The organism is Paraburkholderia sp. CI2 (assembly GCF_014201055.1).
GTDB classification, from domain to species: Bacteria; Pseudomonadota; Gammaproteobacteria; order Burkholderiales; family Burkholderiaceae; genus Paraburkholderia; species Paraburkholderia tuberum.
The window spans coordinates 1-14,315 of sequence record NZ_JACHDL010000053.1; the positions used below are offsets into that span (position 1 = coordinate 1).

Annotated in this window: 12 protein-coding genes; 8 read left to right on the forward strand and 4 right to left on the reverse strand. The window is 62.4% G+C overall.

What is annotated here, in order from left to right; genetic code table 11:
* Positions 1-2,223: 2,223 nt before the first annotated feature.
* Together HDG32_RS36940 and HDG32_RS35515 are read left to right on the forward strand one after the other, a co-directional pair.
* The gene (locus tag HDG32_RS36940) at positions 2,224-2,655 is read left to right on the forward strand and encodes a hypothetical protein (protein ID WP_260336723.1); all 432 of its coding nucleotides are present in this window, start codon (positions 2,224-2,226) and stop codon (positions 2,653-2,655) included.
* Between the two features lie 318 nt (positions 2,656-2,973).
* Positions 2,974-3,420 carry a GreA/GreB family elongation factor gene (locus HDG32_RS35515; protein ID WP_260336724.1) on the forward strand — a complete coding sequence of 149 codons (447 nt, stop codon included), beginning with the start codon at positions 2,974-2,976 and terminating at the stop codon, positions 3,418-3,420.
* A 605-nt stretch (positions 3,421-4,025) separates the two neighbouring features.
* Here the strand turns inward: HDG32_RS35515 and sodB are convergent.
* Positions 4,026-4,604 (reverse strand): superoxide dismutase [Fe], encoded by a 579-nt coding sequence (gene sodB / locus HDG32_RS35520; protein WP_184074462.1) that lies wholly within the window; start codon positions 4,602-4,604, stop codon positions 4,026-4,028.
* Between the two features lie 215 nt (positions 4,605-4,819).
* A complete protein-coding gene (xseA, locus tag HDG32_RS35525; protein WP_090801614.1) occupies positions 4,820-6,199 on the reverse strand; it encodes an exodeoxyribonuclease VII large subunit in 1,380 nt (459 codons plus the stop codon).
* Positions 6,200-6,748: 549 nt separating this feature from the next.
* Here xseA and lpxK point away from each other — a divergent pair.
* The 5 genes from lpxK (at position 6,749) to HDG32_RS35550 (ending at position 10,847) form a co-directional block, all read left to right on the forward strand.
* Entirely contained in the window at positions 6,749-7,765 is a 1,017-nt protein-coding gene (lpxK, locus tag HDG32_RS35530) for a tetraacyldisaccharide 4'-kinase (RefSeq protein WP_184074464.1), read from the forward strand.
* On the forward strand, positions 7,746-7,949 hold the full coding sequence (locus HDG32_RS35535; protein WP_007180583.1) for a Trm112 family protein: 204 nt from the start codon (positions 7,746-7,748) through the stop codon (positions 7,947-7,949). The genes lpxK and HDG32_RS35535 overlap by 20 nt, the downstream gene beginning before the upstream one ends.
* Positions 7,950-8,155: 206 nt before the next feature.
* Positions 8,156-8,950 carry a 3-deoxy-manno-octulosonate cytidylyltransferase gene (gene kdsB / locus HDG32_RS35540; protein WP_184023071.1) on the forward strand — a complete coding sequence of 265 codons (795 nt, stop codon included), beginning with the start codon at positions 8,156-8,158 and terminating at the stop codon, positions 8,948-8,950.
* 211 nt (positions 8,951-9,161) lie between these two features.
* On the forward strand, positions 9,162-9,827 hold the full coding sequence (gene adk / locus HDG32_RS35545) for an adenylate kinase (RefSeq protein ID WP_013090349.1): 666 nt from the start codon (positions 9,162-9,164) through the stop codon (positions 9,825-9,827).
* 261 nt (positions 9,828-10,088) lie between these two features.
* Complete coding sequence (locus HDG32_RS35550) at positions 10,089-10,847, forward strand: 3-hydroxyacyl-CoA dehydrogenase (RefSeq protein WP_184074466.1); 759 nt, start codon at positions 10,089-10,091, stop codon at positions 10,845-10,847.
* A gap of 127 nt (positions 10,848-10,974) precedes the next feature.
* Here the strand turns inward: HDG32_RS35550 and HDG32_RS35555 are convergent, their stop codons facing one another.
* Positions 10,975-11,817, reverse strand: coding sequence for a SirB1 family protein (locus HDG32_RS35555; protein WP_184023308.1), 843 nt, complete (start codon positions 11,815-11,817; stop codon positions 10,975-10,977).
* 5 nt (positions 11,818-11,822) lie between these two features.
* A complete protein-coding gene (murJ, locus tag HDG32_RS35560) occupies positions 11,823-13,373 on the reverse strand; it encodes a murein biosynthesis integral membrane protein MurJ (RefSeq protein WP_184074468.1) in 1,551 nt (516 codons plus the stop codon).
* Positions 13,374-13,881: 508 nt separating this feature from the next.
* On the opposite strand from murJ, the gene rpsT reads away from it, so the two are divergent.
* The gene (gene rpsT / locus HDG32_RS35565) at positions 13,882-14,160 is read left to right on the forward strand and encodes a 30S ribosomal protein S20 (protein ID WP_027198671.1); all 279 of its coding nucleotides are present in this window, start codon (positions 13,882-13,884) and stop codon (positions 14,158-14,160) included.
* The last annotated feature ends 155 nt before the right edge of the window (positions 14,161-14,315 follow it).

The following is a 14,315-nucleotide window of genomic DNA, read 5'->3' on the forward strand; positions in this document are numbered from 1 at the left end:
AAGACGACTGAACGAGCGTCCAAGAAAGACACTGGACTACGAGACGCCCGCCGAACGATTCCAGCAAACTATTGCATCCACCGGTTGAATCCGCCCCAGTGCAACGGCCGGTCGAATGTCGCCACCACAAGTCAAACGAGTGTCCCTTGATGGCCGGAAAGAGCCCGCACGCGGTGATGGGTCAATATCGGCTGGCAGGGCCCCGGATATGGCAGCCAGGGGACTTGCAATGTTGATGGTCCTGCTATCACTATTGCGTGTACTGGGCTACAGATGCTTTTTGAGCTTCGGATAAGGACGGACGCCGTGAGTATTCTCTGCCGAGTCCAGATTGCCGTAACGATTTCCGGGGTTGTCACCGGATGCGTGTCGCAGCCAATTGGGCCGGCGGTAGCTGTGAAGCCGGGGCGCGACAAGCCATTCACCGTCTTTCTGCGGGACGATGCGCAGTGCAAACAGTATGCGAGAGAGCAGCTGGCGCGCGGCGTGGACACTCGCGCTCAGAGCGATGCCAACGTGTCACGGGCACAACTGAATGTGCAGCAAAGATACTATCTCGCGTACCTGGAATGCATGCGCGCGAAGGGAAATGAGGTGTCGGACGGTGCAGCGCCAACTACGCAGTCTGAATAGGCGATCTTCAATGTGTTGTACTTTCCCAGGTGCATCGGTTACGAGCCCATGCAATTTTCTGGGAAGACTTCCTTCAGCTTTTTAACAAGCGGCCTTATTGCAATGGAATTTCTTGACAAATCAATGCATTGCGACATATTTCAAGCCGCGCGATGCGAAGTGACACCTTTAATTCGGACTGAGGCGACTTGACGTTTTTATTTCGTTCGGACTGGAAATAAAATCCTCAACTCGCGCTGTCAGATCCATTGCAGCGGCTTGATTTGCATAAGGCGACTTGGTGGCCGAAATACAGCCATTGAGAGAAGAAGAGAATCTTTCTAGCCATGTCCCTGCGACCGTGTAACCTGGACCCAGTCAGGCCGGGCTGTCGAACGGACGATGCCGGCGACGGCGACCGGCTCAAGTCGACCCAGGGCGTGTGAAAACGCAGATTGAACGCGACGCTCGAGAAAGTCGGGCCGCCAGATTGCGCTGTATTGACTTGACGGTGACTCGGTAAGGGTAAAACGACACCCGAAAACCGAGTACTTTTGCGTATTCACACGCCCTCGACCCACTGCTGCCGGTGACGCGGTCGCGCATCCACGGGCAGCTAACAGAGTGGTCCGGTCGTCTACGTCGGAGTTCCGAGGACACCAGTTCGCCCGTTGCCGACATTAGGGCGAGCCGGGTTCTGCGTCAGCAATCTGGAAAAGCTAACGGTTGTGACATCCAGCTGGACGCGCTTCCTGCATCAGCAAACTCACACTCTCACAGACGGCTCCGCCGTCTTACCCGGCGTTTCAAGGGGCGCGCGTTGCCTGTGACCGTATTGCGATTTACGGCAGCCGGTATTGGGGCGCGGCAAGAAAGGGACTTTACGTGCGTTAAGACCGCGCCTAGAGCGGATCGAGCAGCGACTCGGTTCGTAGCATCCGAATCGTGGCCCGAAAGCGATGGTCAACATCACGTTTGTCCTGTCGAATCGCCCGCGAATGCGCCGTCTGTCATGATAGTGGAGCGATCGACCACGCTATAGCGCTGCTGTTTACGTGCGCGGCGAATGCCTCGAAGTTATACCGACAAGATCGGCACGATCTGCAGGCCGTGCTTGCCGATTTGTCTTTGCATCTCAATGCCGCACGACGATGACGCCAACGAACCTTGCAAAATGCTAACAGGTACGCTCTAATAGGGAGGCCTGCTGCATTCTTGATTACCCCCTGGTCACTGACTCGAGGTCATAGTCATGCTTTTCATCCCGAGTTCTCGCCTCGCCTTTTTCGGCATTCCTGCATTAGCTGGGGCGCGTACTGGCGGGCATCGAAAATCCGAGGCCTTGAAGCCCACACGGAACCGCGCTAGCCGCGCGGATAAGTCAGCACTTCCTTCTGCCCGGCTCTCCGCATAAACCAAAAGTCAGTAAAGCGAGAGCCGGGCTCACCATCTTTCTGTTGACCACCGACGGTACTCCATCACGACTTGCGTGATGGGCGTCCGCCCGCGTGCCGAACAAACTCGAGATCCGTTGCGCTGCCTGTTCGCAGGTCTTTAGCCGCGCGACCGAACAGCGGCGGAATCGGATCGTCTTCGAAGGATCGAGAAGCCATGAGAACGCAAACAAAACGTCTGAATGAGACGCCAACGGTCAGGCAGGAACGCTCCGTCACAATCAGTGGCCAGAATTTGGCCTCGCAGTGGAACGTTTCGCAAAGCAGGCGCATCGGCTCTGTGAGCTATCAGGCTGAACATCAGGGCTACCGTTTGACGGCGCGAGCAGAACCCGTGGAGAGTGCGTTGCACGCGGCCCATCTTGTGATCGAAGGGCCGGGCTGCCCGACACAGCGCTGCTTCCATGCGCTGGATTATTTCTACGACCCAGCGCAGGCCTTGCAGTACGCGATCCGATGGGGACGGATATGGGTCGACCACCGGCTTACGAAAGTCGCCCCACAGCGCGTCGCATCGGCAAGCCCGGCAAGCAGCGCCGAACTGCTTTTGAAAGAGGAGCGTACTAACCGGGCAGGTGATCATGAATGAATCGTCAGGCGAAAAAACACTCCGTTTTATTGCTCGGAAGGCAGGAAGTCCAACGGCGGCGCTTGTCTACTGGCTTGACGTGACGGAACCGTCTAGTGAGGCGAGCTTCACCGAGATAACCCGGCGCTTCGCTCCCCTGATGCAGGTCGTCTTTCCTGACGATCGACCCGGTGCGTTCGTCAACCGGAGCGCGTTGCTCGATATACAACATTTGGGAACCATCGATCGGCTCATTTTCCTGGACGGTTCGTGGCTCGACGTATGGAATGACCGCGATTGCGCGGATATCTGTAACCTGTTTTCCAGCCGGAGGCACACATGTTGTCTGCCAAAAACATTTCGATCACGGCCATAACCGGCCGCATGGAAGGCCAGCCGGTCGTGTCCGAATCCGACATGGAACGACTCCGGGAATGTGCGCACCTGCCGAGGGTGTCACCGACGCAGCGCGCCCTCCTGGACGCCATGGAAGCGACAGCCTTGTTTGTCGATTCCGCCGAGATACCACCGGACGTCGTCACGATGAATACAACGGTCGAATGTACGACCACCGACGGCACTGATACGCATGAATGGACGCTGGTTTACCCGCGCGAGGCCGACTATCAGCGTGGGCGACTGTCCGTTCTCTCGCCGACGGGCATCGCACTGTTGGGTGCGCGTTGCGGACAAGTCATCATGTGCCTTCCGCCGAGCGGCGTGCCGGTTCATTACGTCATCAGGAAGATCCTCCTGCAACCGGAGAGTCGTCGCTTATCAGGCTGATGATATCGGGAGGAGGCACCGAAGAAACTGCATAGCGTCGCTAGCGAGCGCCCCTCAGTTGGCCCCGTGTCGCCCGTTCACTTCCGTTTGATTCGGTTGGTCAAGGGTCAAGGGAGCGCTAGCATGACTGTCCTCGAGCTGCTGTCATTTTTCTCGCTGACGTTAGCGGTGATGTGGATGCTGGGTGGTGGCATCACCGTCTTTACGGCGGTCAATCACAAGATTGTCTACTCAAAACGCCGAGATGCACCGAAGAATGAGTGTCCGGCATCACTCCTGTTGCCATCGCGGCCCTGTGGCCGAAAGGATTCACTTATCCGCAGTTCCGCGTCGCTTTCATACGCCAAGGCGAACCGCCGCAGGAGGCCACGGGGAAGGCCGAGATGCTCGCGTTGAGCATCGGGCGGGTTTCGGAGCGGACCAGCCGTTCGAGTGTGCGCTATATGGTGCGGGCGAGCGGCAGAAGCTGGCCGAACTCTGCCCGACGAAAGACGGTCACAAAAAAGCCCTCCAACGGAGGGCTTACATATCACCTACAGTTTCCAAAGTCTATTGCGCGGCACCTTGCCCGTTTTCCAAACTTTATTGTCACGGAACAGGCAATCTCAAGCGAAGTTTTTCGCTGCGAAGTCCCAGTTGACGATGTTCCAGTACGCCTCGACGAACTTCGGACGCGCATTGCGATAGTCGATGTAGTAAGCGTGCTCCCACACGTCGATCGTCAGCAGAGCCTTCGCCTCGGTGGTGAGCGGCGTGGCGGCGTTGCTCGTCGACACGAGGTCGAGCGAACCATCAGCCTTCTTCACGAGCCATGCCCAGCCCGAGCCGAACGTGCCGACCGCGGTCTTCGCAAACTCTTCCTTGAACTTGTCGAACGAACCCCACTTCGCGTTGATGGCGTCAGCCAGCGCGCCGGTCGGTGCGCCGCCACCTTGCGGCGACAGGCTGTTCCAGAAGAACGTGTGATTCCACACCTGAGCCGAATTGTTGAAGATACCGCCCGACGACTTCTTGACGATCTCTTCCAGCGACAGGTTCTCGAACTCGGTGCCCTTGATCAGATTGTTCAGGTTGGTCACATAGGTCTGGTGATGCTTGCCATAGTGAAACTCGAGCGTCTCTTCCGACATGTGCGGAGCGAGCGCGTTTTTCGCAAATGGCAGCGGCGGGAGCGTATGTTCCATGGTGCTTTCCTTCTCTGTATCTGTTGTGGGGAGTCTGCGGATGACGCTATCGAGCACTCGATTGTAGGCGAGTTGGAATAACCCCGCAAACCAACGGCCTTTATGTCCGGCATGTCGAACACGCCGTGCGCAAGGCCCTTGAGAAGGGCGCGCATGGCGCGTGCCCGGCTCGTCGGAAGACAGTAAACAGGCGTCACGCGCCCACCGGCGAAACGTCAGAAACCGTCGGTCAGACGCGCCTGCACGTCGGCGAGCGCGACATCGGCCGAGCCTTCGGCGAGATGCATCGTCAGACGACGTCCAGGTTTCAGCGACGACGGCGTGCGAATCGCCCGACCGCTTTGCGCATCGAGCACGGCCGCATAACCGCGCTCGAGCGTGCGCTGTGGACTCAGCACTTCGAGTCGCGCGCTGAGCATGTCGATGCGCGCGACCTGTCGTTCATGCCGGCGCGATAGCGCCGCATTCAGACGCTGCGCCAACACGTTGACGCGCGTGCGCTCGGCCGCGAGATCCGGACGCCAGCGTTGCCAGCGCATCTGCAGCAGCGAAAATCGCGCACGAGCGTCGCGCACCGGCCGCGCGCCCGCCGACGCGAGCCGAACGCGCAACTGCTGCAGATGCGTGCGCTGCCGAGCGAGCCGCTCGGCGGGCGACACGAGCCGGCGCGCCAGCCAGTCGAGCTGCTGCGCGCGCCGCTCCATCATGCGGCCGAACGCGCGCGCGAGCGTCGCGTGCCGATGATCGAGTTCGCGCAGCAGCATGACGCGCTGTGGACTGACGAGTTCGGCGGCACCGGTCGGCGTCGGTGCACGTACGTCGGCGGCGAAATCGGCAATCGTGAAATCGGTCTCGTGACCGACGCCGCTCACCACGGGTATGACGCTTTCCGCAATCGCGCGCGCGAGCACTTCTTCGTTGAACGCCCACAGATCTTCGATCGAGCCGCCGCCGCGACACACGATCAGCACGTCGACCTCGCGGCGCGCGCCAGCCGCCTCGACCATCGCCGCGAGCTTCGCGCTGACGCCCGCGCCCTGCACCGGCGCCGGATAAACGATCACCGGAATATGCGGCGCGCGACGCGACAGCGTCGTCAGCACATCGCGCAATGCGGCCGCCTGCAACGACGTGACGATACCGATCGCGCGCGGATGCGTCGGCAGCGCGCGCTTGCGCTCGGCGGCGAACAGCCCCTCGGCCTCGAGTTGCGCCTTCAACCGCAGAAACGCTTCGTACAGACGCCCCTGGCCGGTGCGGCGCACCGCTTCGACATTTAGCTGCAGTTCGCCGCGCGGCTCGTACATCGTGACGAGGGCGCGCACTTCGATGCGATCGCCTTCGCGCGGCATGAATTCGGCGTACTGAGCTCGACCGCGGAACATCACGCAGCGCATCTGCGCCTGTGCGTCCTTGATCGAGAAGTACCAATGGCCGCTCGCGGCGCGCGTGAAGTTCGACACTTCACCCGCGACCCAAACGAGTGGAAACGAGCGTTCAAGCATCGTGCCGATCGCGCGATTGAGCGCGGAGACGGGAACGACGACCTCACCGCCAGGTGTGGCCGCAGAAGCAAAAGGATTTTCGGGGTTCATGCAAGGAATAAATAGCGCTGGCCGGACAGACGATAGACCGAGCGAAGAGCGGCGTCCAGCCGGAATCGCAGGATTGTTAAAAGTGTCCACATGGCGGGAACCGCCTGACGAATTCCGCCAGAACGCCCGCCAACGTCAATAAATTCCTGGCAGAGCCTTGATTTATATGGCGTTTGCATCTCGATAGCGAGCGAGTACTACGATCCAAAGCGCACGGAACGGCCCTTCGGGACGATCGGACGGCAGGTTCTCCACAAAGTTATCCACAGACTGTGAGCAACCGCACATAGCGTGGAGCGGCGTGCGTTGGACCTTACGCGACTTGCCGGGCGGGACGCCCGCGCGCTACAGTGCCGGGTTCGACGGTATGTCGATCGCGCAGCGCGGCGGAGAGCTTGCCCGGCCCGAGGCCACTGGGCGCGGGCCCTTTCGCCGCGCCGCTCGCACCTCATTTTTCGACCCGTATTCGCATTCGATTGCCCGGAGAACCGCGTTGATGTTGACCCCGCGTAGTGCGCACGGCGCGCAGTCCGTGCTCGCAACCCGCCCATGAGCGAACTCAGCGACCGTCTCGGAGCGCGCCTCTCGCGCGAATGGCAGCAACGTGGACCGCTCGCCTGGGCGCTGACGCCGCTCGCCTGCGTGTTCGGCGCAGTCGCGGCCGCGCGCCGCGCCGCGTTTTCGCTTAGCTGGCTCAAATCGGTGCGCGTCGGCGTGCCGGTGGTGGTGGTCGGCAACGTGACGGTCGGGGGCACTGGCAAGACGCCGACCGTCATCGCGCTCGTCGAAGCGTTGCGCGCTGCGGGCTTAACGCCCGGCATCGTGTCGCGCGGCTACGGCGCGCGCGTGAGCACCCCGACCCAGGTCACGCCCGGTTCGTCGGCACGGGTCGGCGGAGACGAGCCGTTGCTGATCGCGCGCCGCACCGGCGCACCCGTGTGGGTCTGTCCGGACCGCGTCGCCGCCGCGCAGGCGCTGTGCGCCGCGCATCGCGACGTCGACGTGATCGTCAGCGACGACGGCTTGCAGCACTATCGCCTCGCGCGCGATGTCGAACTCGTCGTGTTCGATCACCGGCTCGGCGGCAACGGTTTCCTGCTACCGGCCGGACCGCTGCGCGAGCCGCTGTCGCGCCGCCGCGACGCGACGCTGATCAACGATCCGTACGCGCGCACGCTGCCCGCGTGGCCGAACACGTTCGCACTGCAGCTCGCCCCTGCCGACGCGTGGCATCTCGACAATCCCGCACTGCGCCGCCCGCTTGCGCAATTCGCCGGTCAACGCGTGCTGGCCGCGGCCGGCATCGGCGCGCCGGAACGCTTTTTCGCGACAGTGCGCGCGGCCGGCCTCGCGCCCACGACGCGCGCGCTGCCCGACCACTACGCGTTCGAGCGCAATCCGTTCACCGACGCCGACGCCGACGCGATCCTGATTACGGAAAAGGATGCGGTAAAATTGGGGGCCTGGCACGACGCGCGCATCTGGGTAGTCCCGGTCGAAGCCGCGCTTGATCACCGCCTCACTGCATTAGTTGTGGAGAAAGTCCGTGGACGCTCGCCTGCTTGAAATCCTCGTCTGCCCGATCTGCAAGGGCCCGCTCAGCTACGACCGCGCCGCGCAGGAACTGATCTGCAACGCGGACAAGCTCGCCTATCCGATCCGCGACGGCATTCCCGTGATGCTCGTCGATGAAGCGCGGCAGACCGTCGAAGGCACGCCGGTCGATCTGAATCCAGGCTCGGTCGCCTGACCCGCCGGGTCGCGGCACCGAGGCGCCGCGACGTCTCGCTCGCGCGCGGGTCAAGGCAGGCCTCATCGATGCCGCCGCCCCCTCCCCGCATGCGCTCCAATATCGATCCGCAGCCGTTTTCGCCGCTCCGGCTCATGTCCGACCCTGCGTGAGCGTCGCGCGCGCAGCCTCTTCCTCCGGCCTGATCGCCGTCCGTTCCTGATCCGATGATCCACACCACCCCTCATCCGTTTATCGCCGTCGTGCCGGCCCGCCTCGCGTCGACGCGTCTGCCCAACAAGCCGCTCGCGGACATCGGCGGCAAACCCATGGTCGTGCGCGTCGCGGAGCGCGCGCGCGAATCGGGCGCGCAACAGGTGCTGGTCGCGTCGGACGCGCAGGAAGTGCTCGACGCGGCGCGAGACCACGGCTTCGACGCGGTACTCACGCGCGCCGACCATCCGTCGGGCACCGACCGTCTCGCGGAAGTGGCGACGCGTTTCGGCTGGAGCGACGACACGATCGTCGTCAACGTGCAGGGCGACGAGCCGCTGATCGACCCGGCGCTCGTGCGCGGCGTCGCCGCGCATCTGGCAACGACGAGCGACTGCGCGATCGCGACGGCCGCGCATCCGATCACCGATCCCGCCGAAATTTTCAATCCGAATGTCGTCAAGGTCGTGCCCGATGCGCGCGGCGTCGCGCTGTATTTCTCGCGCGCGCCGATCCCGTGGGCGCGCGACGCATGGCAACCGCACTGGCCCAACGTCGCGTCGATGCCGACGCCGGCCGCGCCCGCCGTCGTATACCGGCACATCGGCCTGTACGCGTATCGCGCGAAATTTCTGCGCACGTACCCGAGCCTCGCGATCTCGCCGATCGAGCAGGTCGAAGCGCTCGAACAACTGCGCGCGATGTGGCATGGCGAGCGCATCGCGGTCCTCGTCACGCAAGACGTACCGTTGGCGGGGGTCGATACCCCCGCCGATCTCGCGCGCGTACGGGCCTTATTCGGGTCTTGAGCGCGGGAAGCCGTGGCATAATCGAACGGTTATGCGCGCCTCCCAGCGCAGGCGACACTCGGGTTATCCCGGCCGCGCCGTGCGGATCTTGCAGCGCCGTCGTATTCGACGTGCAGCGCGAGGTAGCCAACGGTAGCCGATGCGGAACCTGCGAGAATCGCCGGGAAGCATGCCGCGTCAACAAAGAATTCACATAGATCTGGAGATATCCATGCGTTTGATCCTGTTGGGTGCACCGGGTGCCGGCAAAGGCACTCAGGCCAACTTCATCAAGGAAAAGTTCGGCATCCCGCAAATTTCGACCGGCGACATGCTGCGCGCGGCCGTCAAGGCCGGCACGCCGCTCGGCCTCGAAGCAAAGCGCTTCATGGACGCCGGCGAGCTCGTCACGGATGAGCTGATCATCAACCTCGTGAAGGAACGTCTGCAGCAGCCGGACTGCGCGAACGGCTATCTGTTCGACGGCTTCCCGCGCACGATTCCGCAAGCCGAAGCAATGAAGCAGGCCGGTGTCGCGATCGACTACGTGCTCGAAATCGACGTGCCGTTCGACGAGATCATCGTGCGCATGAGCGGCCGTCGCTCGCACCCCGCGTCGGGCCGCACCTATCACGTGACGTTCAATCCGCCGAAGGTCGAGGGCATCGACGACGTGACCGGCGAGCCGCTGATCCAGCGCGACGACGACAAGGAAGAAACGGTCAAGAAGCGTCTGGAAGTGTACGAATCGCAAACCAAGCCGCTGATCGAGTACTACAACAGCTGGGCGAAGAACGGCGATACGTCGAGCTCGGTGAAGGCGCCCCAATATCGCCGCATTTCGGGCCTCGGCAGCGTCGATGAAATTCGCGCCCGCGCGTTCGACGCGCTGAAGTAAGCCGGCTTGGTCCAAACATTACCGCTGTTTTCGTTTGACCAAAACCCGCCCACGTTGGGCGGGTTTTTTTATCTGGCTCGGTGCGCAAACCAAAAGCGGCAAGCGGTGGGGAACGCCCAGCGGAACCAGTTAGGTTTCCATAGCGCTTGCATGCCGCCGCCCGCTTCGCTTTCCGCAGCGCAGCACAGCCGCTACAATCGATCGTCGTCGAAAAATGCTTCGCTCGAGACCGCACTGAACAACCGTAGCAAAGGAGAAGACATGGAAATTCGTGACAACGTGTTCCTGATCACCGGCGGCGCATCAGGGCTCGGCGCTGCCACCGCGCGCCTGCTCGTCGAGAACGGCGGCAAAGTCGTCCTCGCCGACCTGAATCTGGACGCGGGCGAGGCGCTCGCAAAGGAACTCGGCGGCGCTTTCGTCAAATGCGACGTGAGCCGGGAAGAGGACGCGCAACAGGCCGTCGAAGCCGCGACGAAGCTCGGTACGCTGCGCGGTCTCGTCAACTGCGCGGGCGTCGCGCCGGCCGCGAAGACCGTCGGCAAGGATGGCCCCCATTCGCTCGATCTGTTCACGCGCGCGATCTCGATCAATCTGATCGGCACGTTCAACATGATCCGGCTCGCCGCGGTGCAAATGTCGAAGAACGAGCCGAACGCCGACGGCGAGCGCGGCGTGATCATCAACACCGCATCGGTCGCCGCGTTCGACGGCCAGATCGGCCAGGCGGCCTACTCCGCGTCGAAGGCTGGCGTGGTCGGTATGACGCTGCCGATCGCGCGAGACCTGTCGCGCAACGCGATCCGCGTGATGACGATCGCCCCCGGCCTCTTCGAAACGCCGATGCTGCTCGGCATGCCGCAGGAAGTGCAGGACGCGCTCGGTGCGATGGTGCCGTTCCCGCCGCGCCTCGGCAAACCGGCCGAATACGCGATGCTCGCCAAGCAGATCTTCGACAATCCGATGCTGAACGGCGAGGTGATCCGGCTGGACGGCGCGATCCGCATGCAGCCGAAGTGAGGATCGCTTAGCGATCGATCGGGTCGCCGATGCTTGGCCAAGGCCTGCATACGGCGATAGAAAAACGCCTGTGCATGTGCGACATGTGCAGGCGTTTGTGTTTTATGCAGCGTGAAAACGCGCGTCGCTATTCGCCGCCATCATGCCGCGTGCGCTGCCGCAATTCATGCAACTGCGACTCGACCACGGTGGCATCTTCCGCATCGGGGCGATCGCCGAGATAGCTTTCGAGGTCCTCGAGCGCGGGCCGTAGATAATCGAGCCGCGCATACGCGAAACCGCGATCCCGCACTTCCTCGATATTGTCCGGCAGCAGAATGACGAGCCGTTGCTGCACTGCGAGCAGACGTTGCCAACGCTCGGTCTGCAGATAGATCGCCTTCAGGTTGCGCAACATCCGCGCGACGATCTCGCGATGCGTGGCCGGTTGCAGCAGCATGCGTAGCGCGCGCCCGACCGAATCGCCAGCCGACGCGACGTACGGCTCGAGCATCTCGACCATCTGCGCTTCGGACAGCGAATGACCGGTGGTCGGATCGAGCATCACGTCGCCGTCGGGCATCGTCACGCGCAGCAGGAAGTGGCCTGGAAACGACACCCCACGCACCGGAACGCCGAATTGCTCGGCCATCTCCAGATAGAGCACCGCGAGCGAAATCGGAATGCCGCGGCGACGTTTGAGTACGACGTTCAGATGGCTGTTGTCGGGGTCGTAGTAATCGTTCAGGTTGCTCGCGAAACCGAGTTCGCGGAAAAAGAAACGGTTGAGAATGCCAACCTTCTGACGGATGTCGGCATCGTCGGGCATGCGGCGCCGCAGCCGCAGCACCAGCTCGTCGATCTCGGCGAGCACCGACTGCAGATCGAGGTCGGGATAGGCATCCTGCGCGATCGAGAGCGCCGTCTCGGTCAGCGGCAGGCTCTCGTCTTCGGCGACGAGCGTACTGAAATAATCGAGAACCCGCGACATGGTGATCACTTCACTCGCCTTCTGAAATACGCGTACTTGAAGCCCATCAGCCAAAGCATACCGAAATACAGCGCGGCGAACAGCACGAGACACGCACCGAGCAACACCATGCGGCTGACCGGCTGGCTATGCATGCCGATCCAGTCGAAGCTGATCGCGAGCCAGCGCATCACGCCGGCGAGCACGAGGCACGCCCCGAGCAACTGCACGAAAAACTTGAGCCAGCCGCTCGACGGCATATAAATGCCACGTTTGCGCAGACCAATGAATAGCAGCAACGCGTTGACGCAAGCGCCGAGCCCGACGCTCAGCGTGAGACCCGCATGCGCGAACACCGGCACGAACACGTAGTTGCTCAACTGCGTGACGACCAGCACGCCGATGCCGATCTTCACTGGCGTCTTGATGTCCTGCTTCGCGTAAAAGCCCGGCGCGAGGATCTTGATCAGGATCAGGCCGATCAGGCCGACTCCGTAGGCGGCGAGCGCTCGGCTCACCATCACGACCGCATTGCCGTCGAACTTGCCGTAGTTGAACAGCACCGCTGTCAGCGGCTGGGCGAAAAAGAACAGCGCGATCGCGCTCGGCGCGGCGAGCAGGAACGTGACGCGCAGTCCCCAGTCGAGCAGCGACGAATACTCATGCGAGTCGGCATCGACGTGCGCCTTCGACAGGCTCGGCAGCAGGATCGTGCCCAGCGCGACGCCGAGCAGCGCGGTCGGAAACTCCATCAGCCGGTCGGCGTAGTTGATCCACGACACCGCGCCGGGGCCGATGTGCGACGCGATGTTGGTGTTGATGATCAGGCTGATCTGCGCGACCGACACCGCGAACATCGCCGGCACCATCTTCGCGAGCACCCGCTTTACGCCGCGATGCGCGAGCGCGCGCAGCGGGTTCAGGCCGATGAGCGGCACCATGTCGATCTTCTTGAGGCCCGGCAGCTGCACGACGAATTGCAGCACGCCGCCGACGATCACTGCCCAGGCAAGCGCATAGACCGGCGTTTGCAGGCGCGGCGCGAGGAATACGGCGGAGACGATGAACGCGACGTTCAACAGCACGGGCGCGAACGCGGGCAACGAAAAGTTCTTGTACGTATTCAGCACGCCCGACGCCAGCGACGTCAGCGAGATGAAAATGATGTATGGGAACATGATGCGCGTCATCGCGACCGCAAGCTGGTACGCGTGGCCCTCGTGCGCGAGGCCCGACGCGACGACGAACACGACGCCCGACGCGCCGACCACGCCGATCACTGACAGCACGGCGAGCGCCCACGCGAGCACGGTCGAGGTCGCGTCGACGAGCGCCTTGGTGGCGTCGTGGCCTTGCTGGTTCTTGAACTCCGCGAGGATCGGCACGAAGGCCTGCGAGAACGCGCCTTCGGCGGAAATGCGACGCAGCAGGTTCGGAATGCGAAAGGCGACGTAGAAAGCGTCGGTGTATTGACTGGCGCCGAACGCACGGGCGATCAACGTTTCACGGGCCAGTCCGGTCACGCGCGACAGCAGCGTGAAGCCGCTGACCGTCAGCAGGGCTCGTAATAGATTCATGGGGCGCTTATTATACGGGTCCCGCCAATGCGGGCGACGAGCCAGAACGCGATTCGGACCGATTTGCCACGCGGACGTTCGCCGCGATCGGCCGGAAAGCGCGATTTTTTCTGTTTTCTGCGGTCTTCCCGGCAGCGCCCCCGCCTTCCATCGGTGCCCTCGCAGGAGGGCCAGCACATACGCGCCGACATGACGCCGCTTCGGTCATCGTGGCGCCGGCGCGTGTTTTCCGTTGTCACGTGCCTGATTTTGTTGCTATAATCGTCGGTTTCGAAGCTTGCTCAGTTTTCGAATGGTCTTCGGACGCGGTTCTCAGGTTGGCGCAGCGCCGTCTGTCAATACATCCGGATGCCTTGAAACACGGGCCCGCCTTCGCGTAGTTCGATCGATTTTTTCGACACTTTTGCGCCCTTGGGCAATCGCTTCCAAGGGTTCGGATCGAGAAGCAGCACCTCGCCTCATCATTGAAGGCCGGGTACTGGAAACAGGAACAGGATAAGGAACCGTCATGGCTAACTCCGCACAAGCACGCAAGCGCGCCCGCCAGGCCGCGAAGGCAAACTCGCACAACTCGGCACTGCGCTCGAAGTTCCGCACGGCTATCAAGGCTGTCCGCAAGGCAATCGACGCAGGCGATCACGCTAAGGCCGCCGAAATCTTCAAGGCATCGTCGAAGACCATCGACATCATCGCCGACAAGAACATCGTTCACAAGAACAAGGCAGCTCGCAACAAGAGCCGCCTCGCTGCAGCCGTCAAGGGTCTGCAAGCGCCCGCAGCGCAGTAATTCCGGTCGGCCCGCTTCGGCGGGCTACCTCCTGTTTCCGCTGCACAAGAAGCCCGCTTTGGCGGGCTTTAATGAGATGGTCAGCCTGACCGAAACAGCCCGATCGGCTTACGCTGATCGGGCTGTTTCCTTATGGGAGATCGTCATGGACACCA

Coding starts and splice junctions, on each gene's coding strand:
- HDG32_RS36940 (WP_260336723.1), top strand. CDS start 2,224: ATGAGAACGCAAACAAAACGTCTGAATGAGACGCCAACGGTCAGGCAG.
- HDG32_RS35515 (WP_260336724.1), top strand. CDS start 2,974: ATGTTGTCTGCCAAAAACATTTCGATCACGGCCATAACCGGCCGCATG.
- sodB (WP_184074462.1), bottom strand. CDS start 4,604: ATGGAACATACGCTCCCGCCGCTGCCATTTGCGAAAAACGCGCTCGCT.
- xseA (WP_090801614.1), bottom strand. CDS start 6,199: ATGAACCCCGAAAATCCTTTTGCTTCTGCGGCCACACCTGGCGGTGAG.
- lpxK (WP_184074464.1), top strand. CDS start 6,749: ATGAGCGAACTCAGCGACCGTCTCGGAGCGCGCCTCTCGCGCGAATGG.
- kdsB (WP_184023071.1), top strand. CDS start 8,156: ATGATCCACACCACCCCTCATCCGTTTATCGCCGTCGTGCCGGCCCGC.
- adk (WP_013090349.1), top strand. CDS start 9,162: ATGCGTTTGATCCTGTTGGGTGCACCGGGTGCCGGCAAAGGCACTCAG.
- HDG32_RS35550 (WP_184074466.1), top strand. CDS start 10,089: ATGGAAATTCGTGACAACGTGTTCCTGATCACCGGCGGCGCATCAGGG.
- HDG32_RS35555 (WP_184023308.1), bottom strand. CDS start 11,817: ATGTCGCGGGTTCTCGATTATTTCAGTACGCTCGTCGCCGAAGACGAG.
- murJ (WP_184074468.1), bottom strand. CDS start 13,373: ATGAATCTATTACGAGCCCTGCTGACGGTCAGCGGCTTCACGCTGCTG.
- rpsT (WP_027198671.1), top strand. CDS start 13,882: ATGGCTAACTCCGCACAAGCACGCAAGCGCGCCCGCCAGGCCGCGAAG.